Raw genomic sequence first — 24500 nt, 5'->3', positions numbered from 1 at the left:
CAAGTATTGATTTTACAATGAGAATGTTGATTTAATAAAGATAAAGTAGATTTAAAATTAGGAGAACATAATATGAATAAAAAACAAGGACAGCAATTATCGGAGCGGTTTGAAGTCGCCTACAATCAAGTTCATGAGGCACTACGCGACATTGTTCAAATCAATGATGAAAGATTTGTAGTTTTGGTGAAGGTTGGGGCAAAAAAATATCAAATTATCGAAACCTTTAAGAAAGATTTAGAGCAATACGCACGGCTCAGAAACGCAATTGTCCACGAAAAAATGGAGGTTGGCTTCTATATCGCTGAACCAAATGCAAAGGTGGTTAGTCATATTGAAAAAATCGCCAATGTCTTAAGCCGTCCTAATTACGCACTTTCCATTGCCTCAAAAAAGGTCGTTTATTTTGATGTACAGGACAGCATTTTAAAAGTAACTGATGCCATAAAAGAATACGGTTATTCTAAGTTTCCAATCTATAAAAATAAAAAATGCATCGGCCTTTTGACGGCTGGATCAATCGTAAAATGGATGGCGCAACATATGGAGGCCGGACGAGTGAACCTATCGGATATCCGTGTTTCTGCTATTCTGGAGTACGAAAAAGATCGTCCGATAGAGATAGTCAATAAAAGTATCAATATATTTGAGGTTGAAAATATCTTTGAAAAAGCCCATAAAAAGAAACGTAAAATTGAAGGTGTAATTATCACAGAAAATGGGAGTGACGATGAGGTACCATTAGGCATTATCACCGCTTGGGATTTGATTGAAATTGATTATACTGTGGACTAAATGAAAGAGGGAGCAGCAATAGCGCTGCTCCCTTGTATGTTAGGGCATATCATCAAAATTAAACTCGCTTAGTTGGTCCATGTGGCTGGCAATCATCGCGATAATCGTTGACGCTTCCTCTTTACTAAAAACGAAATGGGATTCATCCTTGATTAGCTCGTCATCGGTTGTCCAAATCCGGTTCACCCGTTTGAGGACGCCATCACCTGTTGCCTGAACGACACCAAACTGATAGGTTACTTCCACCTCGTCTTCATGCTTGAAGGCTGTCACTTCTGGTGTAGACCAATCGACATTAATTTCCTCAAAGATATCATCGGTGTTGATTTGTTCTGCTTCAAAGTATTCTTCATCATCATCGTCCACCGTTCCGCATTCATCTTCAAAACTTTCATCAGACTGCAGATAGACGCCATCGTCTGTATAATGGTCTTCGCCGTTGATGTAGTCATGAAGGCTTGCATGTACTTCCTCGACAATTTCCTCGATGTCTGAAAGGATGATTTTCGCCGTGTGGCCGCTGTCAACATCGAAGCTATCAATGTAAAATTCTTCGTTTTGCGGGTCGAAAAACAGCGTGCAAAAATAATCTCTGTCAAGTTCCTCGGTGTCCACATCAGTGGTATCAACGTAAAACTCAATCCTTGGATGCTTGGCGGCTCTCTCAATTGTCATTTGACCAACCTGATCATATTCTTCACAAATCGACTCCAGGTGATCCTGCAGTTCCGCACATACTCTGTCAAACCATTCTAACGACATCAAACATCCCATCCTCTCAATGTTAATCGAGGTTATTATTTCCAACATTTAAAAATATATAAGTTGCTGAGAATTTCTTTATTTGCTTTTTTTTAACTCCAAGGAGCACATTGTATTGGATTTCAAACCTGGTATGTTACTATATTACATAATCAAAGAAAAACGAGGTGTTTTCATGAAAATTGAAGTATGGTCTGATTATGTATGTCCGTTTTGTTATATTGGGAAACGCAGGTTAGAAGAGGCGTTAGATCAATTTCCACATAAAGATCAGGTAGAGGTTGAATTTAAAAGTTTTGAACTGGATCCGAATTCGTCCGAATACAGTGGTCAGAATATACATGAAGTGTTAGCAAAAAAGTATGGCATGAGTATTGAACAGGCAAAGCAAGCCAATCTAGGTGTCGGCCAGCAGGCAGCGTCAGTCGGATTAACATATGATTTTGAAGGGATGAAACCTACTAATACATTTGATGCCCACCGCTTGGCAAAGTTTGCGAAAACAAAAGGGAAAGAAGCAATGGTTACTGAAAAGCTCCTTCATGGCTATTTCAGCGAATCAAAGCATATAGGCGATATTGATACTTTAGCAGATATTGCTGAGGTATCAGGTATAGACCGGCAAGAGGTATTGGCGGTTCTTCAAGATAAAACCGCTTATGCCAACGAGGTGCGTGCAGATGAAGGAATAGCCCAGCAATATCAGATTAGCGGCGTTCCCTATTTTATTATCAATTCCAAATATGCCATTTCCGGTGCTCAGCCACTAGAAACGTTTAAAGGTGCGTTGGAAAAAGTTTGGGAGGAAGAATCACCTGCACCGATCCTTCAGGATCTTTCGACCGAGGAAGATGTTAGTTGTGCCGATGGAAACTGTGTGATTCCCAAAGAGAAATAGATCGAAAAAAACATGGGAAAGTATGCATTGGCGTGCTTTCCCATGTTATTGGCGTAATCCATTACCTGCGACTGCGAATACAATATTCCCACATGTTGCCGTCTTGCCAACAAGTCTTTACCTGTTCATTGCCACGAGAAGTGTTCCGCCAACCGGAGCAGCATCTCCTCGTATTTCTTCTTGAAGTATGCCGTCTCGACGTTTTTCTACGTGAAGTATTGTGAGAACTTGATGTGACACGTCTTGAAGTCCTTCTTCGTGATGTCATCTGACGCCGTGAGGTTCTTCGTCGTGAAGTTCCACGGTGCTGTCCTGGGTCTCTAAACATAAAGTCTCCGAAACCACCACGTCTAACTTCGTCCGCTGCCCTTTGAATATCCTCTGATGAAAATTCACTCACCTTAATTTAGCACCTCCTTAAAATCCAGAAAAGGAAGTATACAATCCAATTGACATGATTGGCGTTCATACTCACTCTTCTTTAATCAATTTACGTTTGTACAGTTGTCCCTGTTTGGGACAAACGCCTATGTAAAGAAAATATGCAATTAAAACGTGACCTTCATTCTTTATTATTCATACGAATAAAGAAAGGAGGTATAAATAATCGCCGTGGATACAAGCATTCCGCACTATAAGCTTTTTATTAAACCAATTGACCTGCGAGAGCTTAGAAGAGACATCTGGATTGATGAACCAGTTCCAGCCCAGTTAACGATAGATGGGAGAAGGCTTGAGATTGATTTAAGTTATCGTGGATCCCATATTCGAGATTTTTCGAAAAAGTCTTATCAAATTGCATTTTATAACCCTAAAAAATATAAAGGTTCTAGCCGGATGCACCTTAATGCTGAATTTAAAGATCCATCACTCATCCGAAACAAATTGTCTTTTGATTTCTTCTCAGAGATTGGCGTTTTATCACCGCAATCTAAACATGTTTTCTTAATGCAAAATGGCAGGGCAGATGGAGTTTATTTAGAAATCGAGTCGGTGGATGAGAATTTTTTACAAAGAAGAGTCCTTCCAACCGGAAGTATTTTTTATGCAGTCGATGGGGATGCAAACTTTTCTTTAATGAGTGACTTAGACAAAGAAACAAAGAAATCATTGGAGTTGGGATATGAAAGAAAGTGCGGCACTCCCGAGGAAGATTTTTACTTACAAGAATTTATCTTTCACATTAACACGATTCCACAATCTGATTTTGAAAAAGAAATCCAGAATTATGTCGACGTGGAAAAATACCTTCGTTGGATTGCCGGGATAATTTTCACATCTAACTATGATGGTTTTGTTCATAACTATGCCCTTTACAGGAATGGAACTACCGGCTTATTTGAAGTGATTCCCTGGGATTATGATGCAACATGGGGACGAGATGTCAACGGAAAGGTAATGGAAGCGAATTATGTCCCGATTGATGGTTTTAATACATTAACAGCAAGGCTCCTTGATGTTGATTATTTTCGTAATCGGTACCGAAACTTGCTTAAAGAAATTATGGAACAACAATTTACCCTGGAATTTATGATGCCAAAGGTTGAAAGATTGCTCCAACAGGTTCGTCCGTTTGTGCTGCAGGATCCTTATATAAAGCATAATATAGCTGACTTTGATAAGGAGCCTGAAGTGATTTCTAAGTATATTGAGGATAGAAGAATGTATTTACAGAGAAAATTATTAAACTGGGAATAGAGAAAAAGATGCCGATTGGCATCTTTTGCATTTCAGAGATATTTGACATAGACTTAGCCCCTAATAGGTCTCCAAATATTGCCGTCCAAAATATAACCTTCCACTTCAAAATCATCATTCGGCGTTGCGCTCCATCCAAAGTTGTCTTGGCCTCTATTATTCCTGCGTGAACGATTGCAACATCTTGACCCGCCTTGCCCCGAAGTATTCCTTCTTGAAGTATTCCTTCTTGAAGTATTCCTTCTTGAAGTATTCCTTCTTGAAGTATTCCTTCTTGAAGTATTTCTTCTGGAAGTATTTCTTCTTGAGGTATTTCTTCTGGAAGTTACCATGACAGAAGTAGGGCGGTTTCTGGAAGTATTTCGACGAGAAGTTACCATGACAGAAGTAGGGCGGTTTCTGGAAGTATTTCGACGAGAAGTTACCATGACAGAAGTAGGGCGGTTTCTGGAAGTATTTCGACGAGAAGTTACCATGACAGAAGTAGGACGGTTTCTGGAAGTATTTCGACGAGAAGTTACCATGACAGAAGTAGGTCGGTTTCTGGAAGTATTCCATCGAGAAGTCACCATGACAGAAGTAGGACGGTTTCTAGAGGAATTGCGTCGAGAAGTCACCATGACAGAAGTAGGACGGTTTCTGGAAGTATTGCGTCGAGAAGTCACCATGACAGAAGTAGGACGGTTTCTGGAAGTATTGCGTCGAGAAGTCACCATGACAGAAGTAGGACGGTTTCTGGAAGTGTTCCTGCGAGCCTTATTTTGATGCATTGGTTTTGCGGTTCTCCTACGTGAAGTTTTCCGATGTCCAGGAGGCTTTGGTCCATGATGTCTTTTGTGATGTGATCTCTTTTTTAATCCAGGGTCATTAAACATGTGTTTTCCTTGACCGGACCTTTTTACCTCCTCTGCAGCCTTTTGAATATCATCTGAAGAAAAATGTCTCATTATTTCACCTCTTATTATTCTTGAAAAGGGAAGACGGAAGCAATACACAAATAAATACTGCTCGTCTCCTATTCTCCTACTAATCTACGTAGGTCACGTACAATTTGTATAGGGGAATGACTCAATAATTAAAAAAGATTGTCCAAAACCAACATAAAAAAGGTGACATACTTAAAAAGGGTGTCAGGCACCAATTTTTCAAAACTGGGATAAGATTTTTTTCAAATATAAAGGGTTTTTTCGAATCATTGCTGAAATTAATAAGTGAATTTTCAAAAAAGGAGATGGATGTTATGTTTTCCCCACTAACCCCACTTGATTGGAAACGGCGAGCGATAAAATATTATCCTAAAAAAACAGCTGTGATTGACGGTGAAAAAGAATTTACATATCAAGAATTTGGACAACGAGTAGATCAGCTTTCGGCAGCATTGTATCAAGCGGGAATATCGGAGGGTGATCACGTAGCGGTGATGCTGCCTAACACCCATTATATGTTGGAAAGCTTTTATGGAATTTGCCAACTTGGTGCTGTCATGGTTCCATTGAATTACCGTTTGTCCGCAGAGGATTTGGAGTACATTATCCGTCACAGTGATTCAAAGATGTTAATTGTCGATGAAGAATTTTGCGCACCGATTGAGAAAATCATTCATCGACTTTCCCTTGATCCAATCATTATCGTGCCAGTTCCGGGACAAAAAACATCTTTAAAAAGTGTGGATTATGAGGATTTCCTTCGCCATGCTCCAAAAATTTCCAAGTTACCGAAAGTGGAAATTGATGAAAATCAGCTTCTTACTCTCAATTATACGAGTGGAACCACTTCAAAACCAAAGGGTGTTATGTTAACACATCGAGGAAATTACCTGAATGCAGCTAATTTCCTTTATCATCTGAATGTACAACATGATGATGTATATCTACACACGTTACCGATGTTTCACGCAAATGGCTGGGGAGGGGTATGGGCAATTACAGCAGCCGGCGGTACCCATGTTTGTTTGCGAAAGGTTGATCCACCGCTTATTCTCGAACTATTTGAAGAAAAAAATATTTCACTGTTATGTGGGGCGCCGACCGTGGTGAACATGCTGGTAAATGATCCAAAGGCGAAGGAAGTCGAAATCAAGACGAATCCTCGGATGGCAACAGCAGGGGCACCGCCTGCAGCTGCGTTGATTCATAAAGCACAAGAAATTCTAGGATTAAATATGATCCACGTATACGGGTTGACGGAAACATCACCGTTCATTCTCTATTGTGAATGGAAAAAAGAATTTGAATCAAAGTCGTCGGATGAACAAGCAACAATTAAGGCAAGACAGGGTATTGAACTCGCGTTTAATGGAGAAACAAGGGTCGTCCATCAGGACGGTCAGGAAGTTGCCTGGAATGGACGAGAGCTGGGAGAGATTGTTACCCGCGGAAATGTGGTCATGGCGGGATATTATAAGGACCCTGAAACGACTGCTGCTTCAATTAGGGATGGATGGTTCCATACTGGCGATTTGGCGGTTACTCATCCAGACGGATTCATAGAAATCCAAGACCGTGCCAAGGATTTGATTATTTCAGGAGGAGAAAATATTTCTTCTACTGAGGTCGAAGGGGTTTTGTATAAACACCCAGATGTCTTGGAGACTGCAGTTATTGCCATTCCGGATGAAAAATGGGGCGAGGTTCCAAAGGCCATCATCGTCTTGCAACCCGGAGCAAACGTCACGGAAGAGGAAATCATCCAATTTTGCCGAGCGAACATGGCCCACTTTAAATCACCAAAAGCGGTCGAATTTGTGGAGGCTCTTCCAAAAACAGCCACAGGTAAACTGCAAAAATATCGTTTGAGAGAAATGTATTGGCAGGGTCCGAAAAGAGTGAATTAACTGATCATAAACAAAAGGCAATGATTTCAAGATCAATGCCTTTTGTTGTACGATTCTTAACGGCCTCAACGATATATTGCCCGTGAAAAAATCATTCCTTTTTAAATTCAATTGTGCTTCTAACTGTGTTAATCGGACGGACTAGTTTCTCGATCTGTTCTCGTTTTGTCTCTAAGAATGGAGGCAATGATAACTTTTCTCCAAGAGTTTCATACGGTTCATCACCCATAAATCCTGGTCCGTCTGTTGCGAATTCAAATAAGATTTGTGGGGCCACTCTTACATACAATGAACCAAAAAAGTATCGATCGACAAAACCAGAGGTTTGGAAGCCGAAACCTTCCATTCGCCCTATCTATTCTTCTAAAACAGAACGATCTTCCACACGGAATGCTGCATGGTGTACTGTCCCAAATCCTTGTTGTGCCTGTGGAAGAACCGCATTATATTCGACGACAACCTGTGCACCATTGCCGCCTTCTCCTACTTCGAATAAATGGAAGGCACCTTCGTGAGCAATTTCTTTAAACAGTAACACCTTTTCCATCATTTCTTTAAAATAGTCAAAGTTGGCGATGCGAACGAATATCGGTCCTAATCCGGTAATGGCATACTCTAATGGGATCGGTCCATTTTGCCATGGTGTGCCAGAAGCAACCCCTTTATTGGTTTCATCTGAAATCAATTGATACTGCTGATCATCAAAATCAACAAATGATAATGTCTTTTTGCCAAATTGCTCTTTAATCGCAGTATGTTTTACTTCTAAACGGTCAAAACGTTTGACCCAATAATTCAGGGCAGCATCACTCGGAACACGGAAGGAAGTTTTTGAAATCTCATTGGTCCCATGAGTCCCTTTTGGAATGCCGGGGAAGTCGAAGAATGTCATATCGGTGCCAGGGCTTCCGGAATCGTCTGCAAAAAATAAATGGTAGGTTTGAATATCATCCTGATTGACTGTTTTCTTAACTAAGCGCATCCCTAAAACATTTGTGAAAAATTCGTAGTTTTTTTCAGCACTGCTCGTAATTGCGGTAACATGGTGGATCCCTTTTAATCTGCTCATTTGAATTCCTCCTTAAAGATGTTTATATTATTCCATTCCAGAATTGATTCACCCATATCTCAAGTTCATACATCTTTAATTCGAGATAAATATATCATGGATAAAAGACAATGTCAAGATTGGAAATATTACGCCTACAGCAAACGTCATTCCCATTTTAATTTTAGAAGTGATCGTTCTTAAAGTTTTCACAATTAAAAGCATACTTATGATGTTAATCACAAACATCCCTTTTTTTAAGTGTTAAGTTTGTAATGAGAAATGTTTCACAAGTATGCAGCAATAGTGAAGGAGAATCTTTTATGAGTGAATTCATTAATAACCGAAAAAATTTGACCACTACTAATACAGATCGTCTTACCATATTAAAGCAAATCTTTCAGGACCTTCATAACGGGCGCAATCTTGATGAGGTAAAAGCACATTTTGATGCCTTTATTGGAAAAATTACCGTCGATGAAATTTCCCAGCTCCAGCATGATTTTGTTGAAGGTATATCTGCTGAGGAGCTGCAGCGCTTATACACAAAACATACGGCAATATTTAAAGGTTCAATTGAGGAAGAGAGTGAACAATACAGGAAACCAGAGGAACAGCCGGGGCATCCCATTCATACCTTTAAACTTGAAAATCAAGAAATTGAAAAATTATTAAAAACGCAGATTCAGATCCATCTATGGCAATTTGATAAAGATGATAGTACTGAAAATGTATATACGCTATTGGAAGATATCAATCTCTTGTTGGACATTGATAAACATTACAGCCGAAAGGAGAATTTGATTTTTCCTTATTTAGAAAAGTATGGTATTTATGGACCAACCACTAATATGTGGCGAATCGATGACTTTATCCGCGATGCGATTAAAGATGCCAAACAAAAGTTAGCCAATTATCATGGCGACAAGCAAGCAGTATCGAGTGTAATGGATTATGTCATTCAAGAAGTAGGGGAGATGATTTATCGAGAAGAAAACATCCTCTTCCCCATGGCATTGAAAAATCTAACGGAGGATGAGTGGGTAAAAATTGCCCATGAAAGTGATGAAATTGGTTTTTGCTTGACGGCACCTGCAGAAGAATGGAAACCAGACAGAAAAGGACTGAACGAAAAGGCAATCTCCGAAGGATATATTAAAATGGAAACCGGAATCTTATCATTAAAACAGCTTGAGCTGTTGTTAAATCATTTGCCGGTGGATATCACATTCATTGACCAGGATGATGTAGTCCGTTACTTCTCGCATGGGAAAGAAAGAATCTTTGCACGGACGAAAGCCATTATCGGCCGAACCGTTCAAAACTGCCACCCGCCAAGAAGTGTCCATGTGGTCGAGGAACTGCTAGCCGACTTTAAATCAGGCAAAAAAAACACAGAGGACTTCTGGATTCCGTTTAAGGATAAATATGTCTATATTCGTTATTTCGCTGTTCGTGATGAGACAGGAAAATACATTGGCACGCTAGAATTTACCCAAAATATTGCACCGATTAAAGGAATCGATGGTGAAAAACGAATATTATCTTAACTGATAAAACCTGCCTAGTTTGCATGATAGAATCGTGTCAAGCTTGGCAGGTTTTTTCTATGAGGCGCTTTCAATAGGTTGGTCTATATTGCGACATGAACAGTCAAATCTAGTGATTAATTAATTTTTGTGTCGATAAAAAAGCAGGACAAATTCACAAAGCTGTAACAGATAAACCGGAAAGTTGGAAAAAATCGGGGATAATAAGAGTAGTAGAAGAACGTTAATTCCATCTAATGAAAGGAAGAAAATTTTTTTTACGAGGTGAAGAACAATGGTAAATAGAAAATGGATTGCTTTGTTGTTGGCTGGCGGAAAGGGGACTAGGCTGAACCTCCTTACAAAGACACTAGTAAAACCAGCCGTGCCATTTGGCGGGAAATACCGCATCATTGACTTTACTCTAAGTAATTGCAAAAACTCTGGAATCGATACAGTTGGTATTTTAACTCAATATAAGCCCTATGAGCTGCATGCCCATCTTGGCCAATGCAGTTATTGGAATTTGTATAATCGGAATGGCGGTCTAACCATCCTTCCACCTTATCAGCATTGTGACTCTGGGGTTGAGTGGTATGAGGGTACTTCACATGCTGTATTTCAGAACATTGAATTTATCGAGCAATGTAATCCTGACTACGTTGCCATACTATCTGCAGATCAAATTTATAAAATGGATTATTCAATCATGTTGGAGCAGCATATTGAAACGAAAGCAGATTGTACCATTGCTGTTGTTGAAGTTCCATTGGAAGAAGCCAGCCGCTTTGGAATCATCCAAATGGATAAAAGAACGAATAAAATTATCGATTTTGAGGAAAAGCCAAAACGACCAACATCGAATCTGGCTTCTATGGGTATTTATATTTTTTCGTGGCCGATATTAAGAGAGTATTTGTGGCAAGAGGAACAAAAGGAATATACCAATAGAGACTTCGGCAAAGATATTATTCCGTCTATGCTGTGCGATGGCTTACGGCTATATGCCTACTGTTTTGACAATTACTGGCGGGATGTTGGCACTGTACATAGTTATTGGGAGGCCAATATGGATCTGTTAAATGGAGAGAATAATATATTTTTACAAAACCCCAAGTGGCCAATCCATACAGTTGAAACAACGGAGCCGCCGTTATTTTTAGCCGAAAGTGCAAAGATTCATCAAAGTTTGATTTCTGAAGGCTGCGAAATTTACGGTTCAATCGAAAAATCAGTTGTCTTTAACGGTGTTAAAGTTGGAAAGGGAGCACGGCTCAAAAACGCTGTGATCCTGCCTCATACAACAATTGAAGAAAATGTCTGGATTGAGAATGCTGTTGTCGGCAGCCAATCGATCATCAAGAATGGCGTCATTATTGTCTCAAATAATCCAAAAATGCAATTAATGGTTGTCGGACATAACGAAATCGTCGATCCCGCCATTAAGGGCAATACTCCACAGGAAAATGTGATATCGGTCATGTCATAGCAGGGAATGATAGAAATTGAATGTTCTTCTTTTTTGTTAGTTTCTCTTTATAATTATTCCACTATTCAAAAAATAATTTGTTTTTACCTATTAAAGTGGTAAACTATAAAAATATAATTGATTGGGGAGAGGGGCAACATGATTAAAGCGATTTTTTTTGATTTAGACGATACACTACTTTGGGACCAAAAAAGTGTAAAGGAAGCATTTGCGGCCACATGTAAAGTAGCAGAAGACCGGTGTGGAATTGATACAGATCAGCTAGAGGAAGCTGTGCGGGAGGCTGCGAGAAAGTTGTATGCTTCATATGAATTTTATTCTTTTACGCAAATGATAGGGATTAATCCATTCGAAGGATTATGGGGTAACTTTTTAGATGAAAATAATGATCATTTTAAAAAAATGCAGGAAACTGTTCCTACTTATCGGAAAGATGCTTGGACAAAAGGGCTTTTGACGTTGGGGATTGACGACCCTGCCCTGGGCCTTGAGTTAGCTGAGCGATTTCCACAGGAACGGCGAAAGGCACCGTTTGTTTACGAGGAATCCTTTAAAACTCTTGATGCCTTAAATGATCATTATCAGTTGCTTTTATTGACAAATGGGTCACCGGATTTACAAAATACAAAATTAGAGATTACACCCGAACTTGTCCCGTATTTTGATCATATTGTCATTTCTGGAGATTTCGGTAAGGGAAAGCCCGATCCTTCTATTTTTGAACATGCTTTGTCACTCCTTTCACTAAAGAAGGAGGAAGTGATAATGGTTGGAGATAATTTGATGACAGATATCCTTGGGGCGAACCGTGCGGGAATCAAAACCGTTTGGATTAATCGTCACAACAAAGTGAGAAATGAGGTAATCCCTTCATTCGAAATTCAGCATTTAGAAGAGCTTTTTCCAATCTTGGAGAATCTGTAGAGTTTAAAAAAAGGCTCAATCCAATGACATAGAAGCTGTAACTTTATTCCTCCTTTCTGCGACTATTTAGCTGAAACACCAAAATAGTAAAAGGGGTTTGGGATAAATGGTAACTAAAAAAATACTAATTGTTATTAGTTCAACAGTTGTCATTGGACTTTTAGCTAGTTGCGGAATAGAGACAAAATCAAATGGGGGAGTGGAAGGGATAAAAACAGAAACTACTGAAGGAAATGAGATTGCTGCGAATTTCTTGCCTACTATCGATATTAGTGCTGAGAAAAATGAGACGCTTGTCCATTACAAAGTGAAAAATATTTCGGGACAAACAAAAAAACTTACGTTTCCAACTGGATTGGAAGCTGATTACATTGTTTACGATCAAGCAGGAAAGAAAGTAAAGCAATTTTCCGATGAAGTTGCATCCACACAAGCAATAAGAGAAATTACTTTAGAAAATAATCAAGAAATGACGAACGATTTTGCGATTACGGACCTGCCGAATGGCCAGTACAAAATTGAAGTTTTCTTAACTGCAAAAGAGGAAGAAGCAAAATCAGTTACAAACTTAATAATAAAAAATTCATTTGCAAAAGGCTCAGGCACGTACGTTGGTCAAATGGATCCACACACAATCGAAATTGACATGGAAGGGAAAAAAGTAGCCTATCAGCTGTCAGATGAAGCCCGAAACCAATTATCTTCCCTTCAAGAAGGCGGGACCGTTTCGTTCCACTATATAGAAAATGAAGCAGGACAAAAAGTCATTCAAATGTTTGTAGAAGAGTGATGTAAACGTGCCAATATTCTAAATTAAAAATATGCCTTAAGAATCACCTTTTTGCAGTTCCCAAAATCAGTTTGGGAACTGTTTTTTATTTTTCTAACATAATTTTAGGGAAAGGTGGATTTTTTTAGGCTAAACCTTGATTTTATCAAAAAAACTGTAAACGTTTGTCATTTCTAAATCGTCTAAATAATCCCTAAAATGAGTTGATTTTCTCTCTTGAGAATAGTAATATTAGTCACGGAAAAGTTTGATTAAGGATGATAGATTTCAATTATCAGTTAAATTACATCAGGGTGGGACAGTTTATATGCAAAATAAATTGCCGTTTTCAAGGTATTTCATTATAGGAGTTATGTTGTTTGCCTTATTTTTCGGTGCAGGGAATTTAATTTTTCCGGCTGGACTTGGGCAGCAAGCAGGAACGAATATTTGGATGGCTGTCGGAGGATTTTTGATCACAGGAATCGGGCTTCCATTCCTTGGCATTTTAGCGATGGGGGTTTCCGGCAGTAAGAATTTGCAAGAACTTGCTAGCAGGATTCATCCACTTTACGGAATCATCTTTACAGCATTACTCTATTTAACAATTGGGCCATTCTTTGCTGCGCCAAGGACGGGAGCAGTAGCCTACGATATCGGGATTGCTCCCTTAGTCGGTGAAGGATTGGGCCAAGTCGGATTAATTATTTTTACAGCTGTTTTCTTTATTGTCACACTATGGTTTTCATTAAACCCTGCTAAAATCGTGGACAACGTTGGAAAAATCCTTTCTCCAGGCATAATCGTTCTTATTTTTGTTTTATTGGTTATGGCAGTGGTGAAACCAATCGGTCCGATAAGTGCACCACAGGAAGCTTATGCTAATGGGGCTTTCATGAAGGGGATCATGGAAGGGTATAACACAATGGATGCCCTTGCCTCACTCGTTTTTGGAATTATTGTGATCAATGCCATTCGTTCGATGGGAATCACGACTACTCGTGGAATTCTTTCAGCATCTGCTAAGTCCGGAATTGTCGCGATCGTATTCCTTGGAATCATTTACGCTGGTATTGCTTATCTAGGAGCGACAAGTACAGAATCCTTTGGGCTGTTTGAGACTGGTGGGCCAGTTCTTGGGAAGGCAGCATCTTATTATTTTGGTACTTTAGGAACAGTCATGTTAGCAATTGTTATCATCCTAGCCTGTTTGACGACAAGTATTGGATTGATCACGGCTTGCGGGGAATACTTTCATATGTTATTTCCTAAATTCAGTTACAAAATGTGGGTGGTATTCTTTTCACTCGTGTCATTCACTGTCGCGAACTTTGGATTATCGAACATCATTCAATTCTCAATACCTGTTTTAATGTTTTTATATCCATTAGCAGTAGCATTAATGCTTTTGACATTTTTATCAAAATTATTTCATCATTCACGTCTCGTATATCTTTCAGCTACTACGGTTACATTTATGATTAGTGTGATTGATGGCATAAAAACATTTTGCCAGCAGCTTGAAATCGGTTATTTTGGCTGGTTAAAAGCGATAATTTCCTTTTATGAAAGGATTTTGCCTTTATACAATGATGGGCTGGGGTGGCTGATTCCAGTTTTGATTGCCATATTGATTTCGACATTAATCGTCCGTGTACAGAACTACTGGGCTTTTCGACTAAAGAGTAAAACGGAGGGTGCGGTTTAACATCTCCACAGTTGTGGAGGTGTTTTTTTCTTAAATTTAACTTATTTACCGTAAAAATGTTATGTAAACTAGAGGCTTGAGGTGCTTGAATTTGGAATTAAGACAACTACAATTTTTCATTGAGGTGGCCAAACATAAAAGTATAACAAAAGCGGCTGAAAATATGCATATTTCACAGCCAGCATTAAGTAAGTCCATCATGGCATTGGAAGAAGAGCTTGGCATGACCCTGATCATTCGCTCCAATAAGACAAGTGATTTGACCGATGCATGGAAGGTTGTAATGGAATATGCGCAGAAAATGAACGTCCTGATTGAAGAAATGAGAACGTCTTTAAATGATTTGACGAACTTAGCAAGGGGTCAAATTAATATCGGGCTTCCACCTTTTATCGGCAGTTTATTTTTTCCGAGGGTTATGGCTAAGTTTCATCGTGCCTATCCTAATATTGAATTGAATATTACAGAGTACGGCGGTTCTTCTTTTAATAGCTCTTTTCTTTAAAGTCATCAAGTTGGAATGGGTAGAGAAGGGTGCAAATTGGCTATTGGCAGAATTGCTGCTTTTCTTTATACCTTCCGCGGTCGGGATTGTGAACTATCATGATATTTTGAGCCTGCAGGGAGCGGAGATTGTTGGATTAATTGCAATAAGTACAATCATAGTTATGGGATTGACAGCCTTAGTTGCGGAAAAAATGACGGGCAGGAAAAGGAGTGAGCAGCATTGACGATGATCCTGTTTACTTTTGCAACGTATCTGATTTACCGTTTTTCCAAAATGGTGAATGGAAAATGGAGTATTCCACTTTTTCATCCCTTACTCTTAGCACCTATCCTATTAATTGTACTAATTTCAGTAACAAATGTTTCTGCAAACCAATATATTAAAGATGTCAAATGGCTGACACATTTACTCGGCCCAGCTACAGTTGCTTTTGCCGTACCAATATTCCCTCTCTAATGAATTTGAACATACATCACCTATTGTAGAAATGGTAATTATAGTGCTTATTGGAGCCTTTTTCTTTTAAAAAAATAGAAAGGATTCCATTATAATAGTCACATGATAGGTATTTAGGTATAATTAATTGACTGATTATTTTCCATTTTTTAAAAATTGCCAAATATAATGAAAAGGAATGTCCATTTTTCCAAGTTAACCAACTCAATTGAGGAGGGGAAATGATGCTGCGAAGGGTAATCGCCGTTACGGACGATGAGGCAAGTATCAAAAAGGCGATAAAAGAAGTACTAAGGTCGAAACATAAAGGCTTTGAATTTGCCCTGGATTTAACGAGAATAAAAGATAAGGATCGAAAAAAAGAGATTATGAAGCTGTTAACAAAATATTAAAAGATAAGAGGAAAGATGGTTTTCAAAAAAAGGGAACGAGCCATAAAAAATGGCTCGTTCTTATTAATTTGCTGGGACTTTTTCTTCGTTTTTTAGTAATGGGAGAAGCTGTCGAACAGCATAGGCAAAGCCATCTTCATCATTACTCTTCGTGATGATATCTGCTTTTTGCTGAACATGAGTTGGGGCATTTCCCATCGCAACGGAAGTCGTCGCCACTTCAAATTGGGCAAGGTCATTCCCGCCATCTCCAAAAGCAATAATTTCATCAAATATATGGCCCGTCATTGCTTGATAGCGTAATAAAGCCTTTCCTTTATGGGCTTCGTTAGAGGTGATTTCGACATTATTAGGGAAGGAGGACGCTACTGAAATTGAAAATTTGCCGGCTATTTGTGCTTTTACCGCTGTGATTTTTTCGAGTTGATCATGATGGACTAGTGCAATAAGTTTATAGATTTTTAGATTGTCTATTTCAAGAATTTCAGCATAATTAAATTCATTAAAAAGTGTATCAAGCTCCTGCCTTGTTTTACCATGTAATGGCGGCAATGTTGACGGAAAGCCGCCATGATTGGTGTAGACGAGGATTCCTACACCAAATTCCCTTAAAATGGAGAATAATTCAAGATATGTTTCAGGCGATAATGTCGCTTCAAACATCAGCTCTCTTGTATGGGAGTATAGAACAGAACCATTAACACAAAAAATTGGAATCTCCATATTTTGGATGGCTTTTAAATTAATCACATCTGCATAGGCGCGGCCAGTGTTCAAAATAAGACAATGTCCTTGTTCCTGCAGATCGTTTAAAGCTTTTAGATTTTCTTCCGAGATTTCATGGTCAGAGTTTAATAATGTTCCGTCTAAATCGATTGATAAACATTTCATCGTTCATAAGTCCTTTCTCATTTGATCTTAACGGAAAAGGCAAGCCGGTTTGTACTGGCTTGCCTTTATCTATGTGATCTATGAAAAACGCAGCAGTTATGCGCGTCTTCCGCCTCGGCCGCCCCGTTTTGATTCCGTGTTACGTTTAAGGCTAGATAAATTCTCTTCACTTGACTTCAAAAATTTAGACATTTTATCTTCAAAACTTTCCTTCGGTTTGAAATTGCCTTTTGAACGAAAGTCTTTCGAACGGTTGTCTGTTCTTCCTTGACGTGGTGGACGTGAATAGGAAGAGGTTTGTCCCTCAGGTTTATCAATTGCTTTTTTAATGGATAAGGCAGTTTTTCCGTCCTTCTCACTAATTACTTTTACTTCGACTACGTCACCTATTTTGAGATGATCATTCACATCCTTTACATAGCTGTCCGCAACCTCACTAATATGCACGAGACCTGTTGAGCCGCCTGGTAATTCTACGAATGCTCCAAAATTAGTGATACCTGTTACTTTACCTTGTACTTTACTGCCTACTTCGACTGACATTGAAATATAGTTCCCCCTCAATAATGTTAAAGACACCTTATTATAACAAATATTTATGAAAAAGAATATCCTCTTTATTTTTATAGCTAAATAGCCCACTTTTGTTTGCTGATATTTACGTGAAATAATTCACAAAAGCTATATAATAATCGATTTTCAAACAAAATTCCAATGAATTGCATCCCCGTTTCGAATTGTTGAATTGTTTTTGAACATTTAGTGACATATCTTCAAAATGGGTGTCCTTTCAAACTAATTGCTATTAAGATAGCTTTAAGATGTGATTTAAATCACACACACAAAAAATTTAAACATGGAAATGTCTTAAATAAGAGAAAGGGGTACTAGTATGAAATTAAAATCGGCTTTATTAATGCTTGTTTTAACCATTGCCACAGTGCTTACAGGATGTGAGCCATTAATGGTTCTTGACCCTAAAGGGCCTCAAGCGGAAAGGCAAGCCCATGATATCTTGTTATCGATTGGAATCATGTCATTTATTGTGGTTGTTGTTTTCGCTATTTTGATTTATGTGTTAATTAAGTATCGCGCTTCTAAGGCAAGCCCGGACTATGAACCGCCTCACATCGAGGGGAATAAATGGGTCGAATTGATCTGTGTCGGAATTCCAATCGTTATTGTTACGTACTTTTCGATTGTATCTGTACAAAGTAACTATATTGTTGAAGCTAAACCACTTGGATATCAGGATAAGGAACCTTTAGTTATATATGCTTCATCATCTGACTGGAAATGGCATTTTAGTTACCCGGAGGAAAATATTGAAACGGTTAACTATTTATATATTCCAACAGACCGTCCGATTGAATTTAAGCTATATTCATATGGACCGATTACAAGTTTCTGGATTCCGCAGCTTGGCGGACAAAAATATGCAATGTCTGATATGATCACGACATTGCACTTAGCTGCAGATGAACCCGGTGAAATGATGGGCCGAAACGCAAACTTCAGCGGTAAAGGATTCGCTGAAAATATGTTCAATGTTACGGCAATGTCCGAAGAGGATTTTGATAAATGGGTAAAAGACGTGAAGAAGACCGCAAACCCTCTAACGGAGAACAAGTTTAACGAGTTATTAAAACCGGGGCATCTCGGACAAATGACATTTACTGGTACGCATTTAGGCTTTAATCCTCCTCCTAATGAACATCACATGGGTTCGGACAAACAAGAGGAAGATCATGCTGGACATTCACCAATGGAAATGGATATGTCTGATCACTAAAATTATGAGTAAATATTGAACGGTAAATGAATAGTTAAAAAAATGAATTTCTTGGAAGGAGTTTATAAAAGGATGGAGTTCTTTGAACGATTTGCCATACCACATCCAAGTATTGCGATCTATGCATCAATGGTTGCAATTGGTCTTACAGTGATTGCCATTATTGCTGGCTTAACCTATTTTAAAAAATGGGGTTATTTATGGCAGGAATGGTTAACAACGGTTGACCATAAACGAATTGGGATTATGTATTTAATCTCTGCTTTGATTATGTTATTCAGAGGCGGAGTGGACGCAATTATGATGCGGGCCCAGCTTGCTGTCCCAGATAGTAAGCTGCTTGATGCACAGCATTATAATGAAGTTTTCTCAACACATGGTGTTGTTATGGTCATGTTTATGGCAATGCCATTCATCTTTGCCTTTATGAACTATGTTGTTCCATTACAAATTGGAGCACGGGATGTGGCATTTCCTAGATTAAATGCATTAAGCTTTTGGTTATTCTTCTTTGGCGCAATGCTATTTAATATCTCTTTTGTTGTCGGAGGATCACCTGATGCAGGCTGGACTTCTTATTTCCCGCTTGCAGGGAATGAATTCAGTAAATCAGTTGGAACGAACTATTATATGATCGCTATTCAAATATCCGGAATTGGATCGCTAATGACCGGTATTAATATGATTACAACGATTATGAAAATGAGAGCACCAGGCATGACCTTAATGAAGATGCCGATGTTTACCTGGTCTGTTTTAGTGACGAACCTAATTATCGTTACGGTTTTCCCTGTCATTACAGTGGCACTTGCAATGGGAAGCATGGACAGATTATTTGGAACCCATTTCTTCGCAACCACAAATGGTGGTATGGATATGCTCTGGGCCAACTTGTTCTGGGTATGGGGACATCCTGAAGTTTATATTCTCATTTTACCTGCGTTTGGCATATACAGTGAAATTATTTCAACATTCGCAGGAAGAAACCTTTATGGCTATAAATCCATGGTCGCTTCCATGGTTATTATTTCAGCTCTTTCCTGTATGGTTTGGGCACACCATTTCTTTACTATGGGTCAAGGGGCGGTAGCAAACAGCTTCTTTTCCATAACAACTATGATGATTGCTGTACCTACAGGAGTTAAGATTTTTAACTGGTTATTCACATTATGGAAAGGGAAAATTCGCTTTACCGTTCCAATGCTATATTCGCTCGGATTTATTCCGTTATTTGTCATTGGCGGGGTAACAGGGGTAATGTTAGCAATGTCAGCAGCTGACTACCAGTATCATAATACAATGTTCTTAGTCGCTCACTTCCATAATACGATTATTCCTGGTGTTGTATTTGCAATGCTTGCCGGTCTAACGTATTATTGGCCAAAAATGTTTGGCTTTATGTTAAATGAAAGAATTGGAAAATGGGCATTCTGGCTTCTTTCCATTGGCTTTTGCTTAGCTTTCTTCCCAATGTACATTACAGGCTTAGATGGACAGGCGCGACGTATGTACACCTATTCTGAGGCAACTGGCTATGGGCCATTAAATATGCTATCGTTCGTTGGCGCTGGGGTTATGGCAATCAGCTTTGCTCTAATCGTCTACAACGTTTATTACAGTGTTCGTTATTCGCCAAGAAATATTGGCGCGGATCCTTGGGATGCCCGGTCACTTGAATGGGCAACACATACTCCGGTACCGGAATATAACTTTGCCATTGAACCACAAGTTGCTTCAAGTCAAGCGTTTTGGGATGCAAAGAAAAAAGACCACGAGTTGTTCCCTGGTAAATTGGAAAAAATCCATATGCCGAATAACAGTGGAGTTCCATTTATAATGAGTGCGATATTCTTTGTATTTGGATTCTCGATGATCTTCTCACTATGGATTCCAGCGATTATTTCACTGATTGCCATCTTTGCATGTATGGCACACCGTTCATTTGAAAAAGATCATGGGCGATATATATCTGTTAAAGAAATAGAAGAAACTGAAACAAAATTGCGAGGTGTTAACTAATGAAAATCGATCACTCGCTGCCATTAGAATATAGTACAAAAGAAAATAATATGAAAATTTTTGGTTTTTGGGTTTTTATTGCAGCCGAAATTATGCTTTTTGCAACACTGTTTACATCTTACTTTACGTTAGAGCATAGAACCGGAAGCGGGCCAAGCGGCGCTGAAATTTTTGAAATTACGCCTGTCTTAATTGAAACTCTTGTATTATTAACAAGCAGTTTCACGATTGGACTTGGTGTTCATGCCATGCGCATCGGGAACAAAAAAGCAATGATGACCTTTTTTGCAGTTACATTGTTATTAGGTTTAGGTTTCTTAAGTGTTGAAATTTACGAGTTTATGCATTATGCCCATATCGGAGCTGGGTTACAAGTTAGTGCCTTTACAGCCATGCTCCTAACAACATTAGGAACACATGGGCTGCACGTTACCTTTGGATTATTCTGGGGAACAGCCATCCTAATTCAGTTGAAGAAACGAGGCTTAACTCCGGAAACAGCGAATAAATCCTTTATCTTCTCATTATATTGGCACTTCTTAGATGTCGTCTGGATCTTTATTTTCAGCTTCATCTATTTGAAAGGAATGATGTAAGATGAGCGAATTATTTCCGCGTAAACAAATAATGGGTTTTGTTTTTTCCTTAGTTTTAACAGCAGCTGCCCTTGCAGTATATTTCCTTCACTTGTCATTTGCACAAGGAATGATTGTTCTGATTGTTACTGCTTTTGTGCAAGCACTTCTTCAGCTTGTTGTGTTTATGCATGCAGGTGAAACGGAAGATAAATGGGTGATTTACGGTAAAGTAGGTTTTATGATTGCCATTGCCTTAATTACCGTGTTTGGTACATTACTCCTTTTCCTTTGGGATATGTAAAAAAACGAAGAAAGAGAGCGCTGATGCTCTCTTTCTTCATTTTATATAAGTATTAAAATTATCATTTAACTAAATACATTCCATTCTTATTTCTAATCGGCGTAATTTCAATTCCCTTATCCGTATTTTCAACCATCTCCTCAGTCGCAATAAAAAACATACCCATAAGAAAGAACATAACCGCTCCAACAATGGTCCCGACACCAATACCGATAACTGGAATGAATCCGCTTACAACACCGTATAAAAAGATCATTATACCTGTCATTAATGTAATACCGCCAGCCCATTTTGTTGCGTTTAAAATTTTCATACGTGAATTCAACATAACGATCTCCTCCAAATCCCCTTATACTACTATTATTCATGTTGTTCACAAAATTGTCAAAACTTTGTTCACAAATTTGTCAAAGTTATTTTTAAAAAGCGGTTGAAAAGGTTTACGAAGTGGATATTATTATTAATCGTTCTGACTAAAAGAAAAGTAAGAGCTTATTTCCTTGATTTCTAACAAAAATAATTTTAATCTAATACTAGTATCATACTAACAATGAATTAGGGGAGACAGAACATGAAAGAAGTAAAAACTGAGCAAGAATACCGTGAGCAAATCAAAAAAGATGAACTAACTGTGGGTATTTTTACCACAACATGGTGTCCGGATTGCAAACGGTTGGCGATGTTCATTGATGAAGTGATCGAAGAGAATCATGACAAACAATGGATCAAAATTGACCGCGATGAATTTCCAGAAATCTCTGAGGAGCAAAATGTAATGGGGATTCCTTCATTATTAGTATTCAAAAATGGTGAAAAATTAGCTCATTTACATAGTGCCAACGCTAAAACACAGGACCAAGTCAGGGAATTCTTGAATAGTCTTTAATTAGTACTATTCAGGGGAACCCAAAGCAAAAAAGTGTTTATGGTCATGAACAAAGCAATCGGATTTCCGATTGCTTTGTTTGTTCTACATTCAATGGTTGGATTAATAGATCTTATCACCATTGAAGATTGAATTCTTTACAACAACATAATCTACATTACGGATGGCTTCTAACTTGTTTCCTCCTGAATAGGAAATCGATGATTGAAGATCTTGTTCCATTTCGATTAATGTATCTTTTAAAGATCCCCGATACTCGACATACATTTTCTTACCTTCAACGTTTTTCTTTTCGCCTTTTTGGAATTCCGATGCGGAACCAAAATATTCTTTATAAAGCTTGCCATCTCTTTCAACGGTTTCGCCCGGAGATTCTTCATGGCCGGCAAATAGGGAACCGATCATGACCATTCTTGCCCCGAATCTGACGGATTTGGCGATATCACCATGTGTACGAATACCACCATCGGCAATAACCGGCTTACTAGCTGCCTTCGCACACCAACGCAATGCCGCCAATTGCCATCCACCAGTTCCAAATCCAGTCTTAATCTTTGTAATACAAACCTTTCCTGGTCCAATTCCTACTTTGGTAGCATCTGCACCCGCGTGTTCTAACTCTCTTACTGCTTCTGGAGTTCCTACATTACCTGCAATCACAAAGCTTTCCGGTAAATGTTTCTTAATATGCTTAATCATCTCGATAACGGCATTGGAATGACCATGAGCGATATCGATTGTAATGTATTCCGGGATAAGCTGTTCCTCTGCAAGTTGTTGGATAAATTGATATTCTTCTTCTTTGACACCTACACTAATTGAGGCGTACAAACCTCGTGTTTTCATATCTTTAATAAAATCAGTCCGCTTCTCTGGTTCAAAACGATGCATGACATAAAAGTACCCATTTTCAGCTAAGGTTATTGACAGCTTTTCATCGATAATTGTTTGCATATTGGCAGGTACCACAGGCAACTTGAAAGTACGCCCGCCTAATGTGACAGATGTATCACACTCAGAACGGCTATTTACGATACATTTTGCCGGAACCAATTGAATATCTTCGTAATCAAATACATTTTCCATGAGTTGCACCCCTAAACACGAATATTAAAGTTAAATAGAATAATTATTGTTCGTACATTTGCTAATTTACATCATTTTTATTAGTATGTCAAAGGTTTATATAGTTATTTAGCAATATTTACTGTTTTTTATTAAAAAACCCATTGAATTTATGAATCAGCATGCAGCGTTACATCACTTCATAGGATAGAGTAACAGAAACGGGGTGATTGCTTGAGGCGTTGGTTAAAAGCGATTATTTTGATCTATCTTTCCCTAATGTTTTTTGGAGGCTTTTTAGCGGTAGGATTGTTATGGACGGGAGCTCTTGAAAAATCACTGCCATTTATTTCTCAAATTAAAAACTTCCTTTATTATTTCTTTGCTGGAGCAATCGGCGGTTCATTGCGGCACCTTTATATGTTTTGTTCTCATTACATGGAAGGTGAATTACAGGATTATCGAAAGTGGATTATGTATATTTTTTATCCGATTTTTGCAACAGGAACTTCTGTAGTCGCCGTCACATTAATCCAAAGCGGACTATTTTTAATTGAATTCTCTGATTACGAAGACACTCCTTATGCACCAATCAGCATTGCGTTTTTTGTTGGATTTGGATTCAATAGGTTTCTTCATTTACTAAATACTGTCTCAAAAAATTTATTCCAGGCAAATAAACAGAATAGTTCCCGGTTAAACAAATAACCATTCCATTTCAATAGATAACATAAAAAGGGTTGATTTTATCAATACTAAATTGGAGGTCAACTGCAGAAATTGATTTAGAGGGAGAAGTGGTTATGGATCAAAGGTATAACACGGATAATGATGCATCAGTAGAATTAATAAAAGCACTTAAAAAAAGTAAACCCAGAAGTAACATAAAAATGAGTGAAGCAGAAAGAAGAATGAAAAATCAAGGTGAGGGAAAATGAGGAAAAAACGCAACAACTTGAATAATTTGGAGGTAAAGTCATGACCGATAAAAATCCAATTGAATATACAGGACAGGTATTGGATCAGAGGAATACCCTGACCGGACCTAATGATGCGGGTAAGGGGTCTTACCCGGAACGGCCTAAACATGTGCCGATTCATCAGGGGAAAAGTAAAAAAGTGCGTTAAAAGGGGGGATTTTATCTCCTCTTTCTTTATG

General features: G+C 38.5%; 28 protein-coding genes and 3 pseudogenes. 22 read left to right on the top strand and 9 right to left on the bottom strand.

All coding sequences use genetic code 11. The features are described from left to right. Positions 1 to 72: 72 nt before the first annotated feature. Positions 73 to 795 carry a CBS domain-containing protein gene (locus tag FAY30_RS14270; protein ID WP_149870507.1) on the top strand — a complete coding sequence of 241 codons (723 nt, stop codon included), beginning with the start codon at positions 73 to 75 and terminating at the stop codon, positions 793 to 795. Positions 796 to 834: 39 nt separating this feature from the next. Here the strand turns inward: FAY30_RS14270 and FAY30_RS14265 are convergent, their stop codons facing one another. Next, a complete protein-coding gene (locus FAY30_RS14265; RefSeq protein WP_149870506.1) occupies positions 835 to 1557 on the bottom strand; it encodes a hypothetical protein in 723 nt (240 codons plus the stop codon). A gap of 175 nt (positions 1558 to 1732) precedes the next feature. Between FAY30_RS14265 and FAY30_RS14260 the strand changes: the two genes are divergently transcribed. Beyond that, positions 1733 to 2455, top strand: coding sequence for a DsbA family oxidoreductase (locus FAY30_RS14260; protein ID WP_149870505.1), 723 nt, complete (start codon positions 1733 to 1735; stop codon positions 2453 to 2455). Between the two features lie 117 nt (positions 2456 to 2572). Here the strand turns inward: FAY30_RS14260 and FAY30_RS27850 are convergent, their stop codons facing one another. Together FAY30_RS27850 and FAY30_RS28075 are read right to left on the bottom strand one after the other, a co-directional pair. Further along, the gene (locus FAY30_RS27850) at positions 2573 to 2695 is read right to left on the bottom strand and encodes a hypothetical protein (protein WP_263315194.1); all 123 of its coding nucleotides are present in this window, start codon (positions 2693 to 2695) and stop codon (positions 2573 to 2575) included. Between the two features lie 85 nt (positions 2696 to 2780). After that, positions 2781 to 2855 (bottom strand): annotated as a pseudogene (locus FAY30_RS28075) (CotG/ExsB N-terminal domain-containing protein); the annotation flags it as partial. Positions 2856 to 3061: 206 nt separating this feature from the next. On the opposite strand from FAY30_RS28075, the gene FAY30_RS14255 reads away from it, so the two are divergent. Together FAY30_RS14255 and FAY30_RS27205 are read left to right on the top strand one after the other, a co-directional pair. After that, on the top strand, positions 3062 to 4153 hold the full coding sequence (locus FAY30_RS14255) for a CotH kinase family protein (RefSeq protein WP_149870504.1): 1092 nt from the start codon (positions 3062 to 3064) through the stop codon (positions 4151 to 4153). Between the two features lie 141 nt (positions 4154 to 4294). Next, positions 4295 to 4918 (top strand): hypothetical protein, encoded by a 624-nt coding sequence (locus FAY30_RS27205; RefSeq protein WP_190284651.1) that lies wholly within the window; start codon positions 4295 to 4297, stop codon positions 4916 to 4918. Between the two features lie 107 nt (positions 4919 to 5025). On the opposite strand, the pseudogene FAY30_RS28070 reads toward FAY30_RS27205, so the two are convergent. Further along, a pseudogene (locus FAY30_RS28070) lies at positions 5026 to 5100 on the bottom strand (CotG/ExsB N-terminal domain-containing protein); the annotation flags it as partial. 293 nt (positions 5101 to 5393) lie between these two features. Between FAY30_RS28070 and FAY30_RS14240 the strand changes: the two are divergent. After that, positions 5394 to 6986, top strand: coding sequence for a long-chain-fatty-acid--CoA ligase (locus FAY30_RS14240; protein ID WP_149870501.1), 1593 nt, complete (start codon positions 5394 to 5396; stop codon positions 6984 to 6986). A gap of 91 nt (positions 6987 to 7077) precedes the next feature. Here FAY30_RS14240 and FAY30_RS14235 read toward each other — a convergent pair. After that, positions 7078 to 8055 (bottom strand): annotated as a pseudogene (locus FAY30_RS14235) (ring-cleaving dioxygenase). 302 nt (positions 8056 to 8357) lie between these two features. Between FAY30_RS14235 and FAY30_RS14230 the strand changes: the two are divergent. The 9 genes from FAY30_RS14230 to FAY30_RS27200 all read left to right on the top strand — a co-directional run bounded on the left by FAY30_RS14230 (position 8358) and on the right by FAY30_RS27200 (position 15809). Next, positions 8358 to 9584, top strand: coding sequence for a DUF438 domain-containing protein (locus FAY30_RS14230; RefSeq protein WP_149870500.1), 1227 nt, complete (start codon positions 8358 to 8360; stop codon positions 9582 to 9584). A gap of 274 nt (positions 9585 to 9858) precedes the next feature. Next, on the top strand, positions 9859 to 11052 hold the full coding sequence (locus tag FAY30_RS14225; RefSeq protein ID WP_149870499.1) for a glucose-1-phosphate adenylyltransferase: 1194 nt from the start codon (positions 9859 to 9861) through the stop codon (positions 11050 to 11052). Positions 11053 to 11190: 138 nt separating this feature from the next. Continuing rightward, complete coding sequence (locus FAY30_RS14220; protein WP_149870498.1) at positions 11191 to 11976, top strand: HAD family hydrolase; 786 nt, start codon at positions 11191 to 11193, stop codon at positions 11974 to 11976. Between the two features lie 106 nt (positions 11977 to 12082). After that, the gene (locus FAY30_RS14215) at positions 12083 to 12766 is read left to right on the top strand and encodes a BsuPI-related putative proteinase inhibitor (RefSeq protein ID WP_149870497.1); all 684 of its coding nucleotides are present in this window, start codon (positions 12083 to 12085) and stop codon (positions 12764 to 12766) included. 307 nt (positions 12767 to 13073) lie between these two features. Next, positions 13074 to 14453 carry a branched-chain amino acid transport system II carrier protein gene (gene brnQ, locus FAY30_RS14210; RefSeq protein ID WP_149870496.1) on the top strand — a complete coding sequence of 460 codons (1380 nt, stop codon included), beginning with the start codon at positions 13074 to 13076 and terminating at the stop codon, positions 14451 to 14453. A gap of 91 nt (positions 14454 to 14544) precedes the next feature. Further along, positions 14545 to 14958 carry a LysR family transcriptional regulator gene (locus FAY30_RS14205; protein WP_149870495.1) on the top strand — a complete coding sequence of 138 codons (414 nt, stop codon included), beginning with the start codon at positions 14545 to 14547 and terminating at the stop codon, positions 14956 to 14958. Positions 14959 to 14968: 10 nt separating this feature from the next. Next, the gene (locus tag FAY30_RS14200) at positions 14969 to 15184 is read left to right on the top strand and encodes a CidA/LrgA family protein (RefSeq protein ID WP_263315193.1); all 216 of its coding nucleotides are present in this window, start codon (positions 14969 to 14971) and stop codon (positions 15182 to 15184) included. Between the two features lie 2 nt (positions 15185 to 15186). Beyond that, the gene (locus tag FAY30_RS14195) at positions 15187 to 15417 is read left to right on the top strand and encodes an LrgB family protein (protein WP_223821007.1); all 231 of its coding nucleotides are present in this window, start codon (positions 15187 to 15189) and stop codon (positions 15415 to 15417) included. Between the two features lie 224 nt (positions 15418 to 15641). After that, the gene (locus FAY30_RS27200; protein ID WP_190284650.1) at positions 15642 to 15809 is read left to right on the top strand and encodes a hypothetical protein; all 168 of its coding nucleotides are present in this window, start codon (positions 15642 to 15644) and stop codon (positions 15807 to 15809) included. Between the two features lie 63 nt (positions 15810 to 15872). Here FAY30_RS27200 and FAY30_RS14190 read toward each other — a convergent pair whose 3' ends face one another. Together FAY30_RS14190 and FAY30_RS14185 are read right to left on the bottom strand one after the other, a co-directional pair. Next, positions 15873 to 16700, bottom strand: a complete 828-nt coding sequence (locus FAY30_RS14190; protein WP_149870492.1) for an HAD family hydrolase — start codon at positions 16698 to 16700, stop codon at positions 15873 to 15875. Between the two features lie 96 nt (positions 16701 to 16796). Next, positions 16797 to 17243 carry a S1 domain-containing RNA-binding protein gene (locus FAY30_RS14185; protein WP_149870491.1) on the bottom strand — a complete coding sequence of 149 codons (447 nt, stop codon included), beginning with the start codon at positions 17241 to 17243 and terminating at the stop codon, positions 16797 to 16799. Between the two features lie 349 nt (positions 17244 to 17592). Between FAY30_RS14185 and qoxA the strand changes: the two genes are divergently transcribed. The 4 genes from qoxA (at position 17593) to qoxD (ending at position 21390) form a co-directional block, all read left to right on the top strand. Further along, complete coding sequence (qoxA, locus tag FAY30_RS14180; protein WP_149870490.1) at positions 17593 to 18492, top strand: cytochrome aa3 quinol oxidase subunit II; 900 nt, start codon at positions 17593 to 17595, stop codon at positions 18490 to 18492. 72 nt (positions 18493 to 18564) lie between these two features. Beyond that, entirely contained in the window at positions 18565 to 20511 is a 1947-nt protein-coding gene (gene qoxB / locus FAY30_RS14175) for a cytochrome aa3 quinol oxidase subunit I (protein ID WP_149870489.1), read from the top strand. Continuing rightward, positions 20511 to 21107: a cytochrome aa3 quinol oxidase subunit III gene (qoxC, locus tag FAY30_RS14170; RefSeq protein ID WP_149870488.1), complete on the top strand. Its 597-nt coding sequence runs from the start codon at positions 20511 to 20513 to the stop codon at positions 21105 to 21107. The genes qoxB and qoxC overlap by 1 nt, the downstream gene beginning before the upstream one ends. A 1-nt stretch (position 21108) precedes the next feature. Continuing rightward, positions 21109 to 21390, top strand: coding sequence for a cytochrome aa3 quinol oxidase subunit IV (gene qoxD, locus FAY30_RS14165; protein WP_149870487.1), 282 nt, complete (start codon positions 21109 to 21111; stop codon positions 21388 to 21390). A gap of 61 nt (positions 21391 to 21451) precedes the next feature. Here qoxD and FAY30_RS14160 read toward each other — a convergent pair whose 3' ends face one another. After that, positions 21452 to 21718: a hypothetical protein gene (locus FAY30_RS14160; protein ID WP_223820782.1), complete on the bottom strand. Its 267-nt coding sequence runs from the start codon at positions 21716 to 21718 to the stop codon at positions 21452 to 21454. Positions 21719 to 21961: 243 nt separating this feature from the next. Here FAY30_RS14160 and FAY30_RS14155 point away from each other — a divergent pair, with 243 nt between their 5' ends. After that, complete coding sequence (locus FAY30_RS14155; protein ID WP_149870486.1) at positions 21962 to 22276, top strand: thioredoxin family protein; 315 nt, start codon at positions 21962 to 21964, stop codon at positions 22274 to 22276. 102 nt (positions 22277 to 22378) lie between these two features. Here FAY30_RS14155 and guaC read toward each other — a convergent pair whose 3' ends face one another. After that, the gene (gene guaC, locus FAY30_RS14150; RefSeq protein ID WP_149870485.1) at positions 22379 to 23362 is read right to left on the bottom strand and encodes a GMP reductase; all 984 of its coding nucleotides are present in this window, start codon (positions 23360 to 23362) and stop codon (positions 22379 to 22381) included. Positions 23363 to 23575: 213 nt separating this feature from the next. On the opposite strand from guaC, the gene FAY30_RS14145 reads away from it, so the two are divergent. The 3 genes from FAY30_RS14145 to FAY30_RS27195 all read left to right on the top strand — a co-directional run bounded on the left by FAY30_RS14145 (position 23576) and on the right by FAY30_RS27195 (position 24469). Further along, positions 23576 to 24049: a hypothetical protein gene (locus tag FAY30_RS14145; RefSeq protein ID WP_149870484.1), complete on the top strand. Its 474-nt coding sequence runs from the start codon at positions 23576 to 23578 to the stop codon at positions 24047 to 24049. Positions 24050 to 24144: 95 nt separating this feature from the next. Then, positions 24145 to 24279: a hypothetical protein gene (locus FAY30_RS27845; RefSeq protein WP_263315192.1), complete on the top strand. Its 135-nt coding sequence runs from the start codon at positions 24145 to 24147 to the stop codon at positions 24277 to 24279. Between the two features lie 40 nt (positions 24280 to 24319). After that, positions 24320 to 24469: a hypothetical protein gene (locus FAY30_RS27195; protein WP_190284649.1), complete on the top strand. Its 150-nt coding sequence runs from the start codon at positions 24320 to 24322 to the stop codon at positions 24467 to 24469. Positions 24470 to 24500 lie beyond the last annotated feature (31 nt).

The organism is Bacillus sp. S3 (assembly GCF_005154805.1).
Classification (GTDB): Bacteria; Bacillota; Bacilli; order Bacillales; family Cytobacillaceae; genus Neobacillus.
The sequence above is the reverse complement of the archived record's forward strand: the minus strand, read 5'-3'. Positions and strand labels throughout refer to the sequence as shown.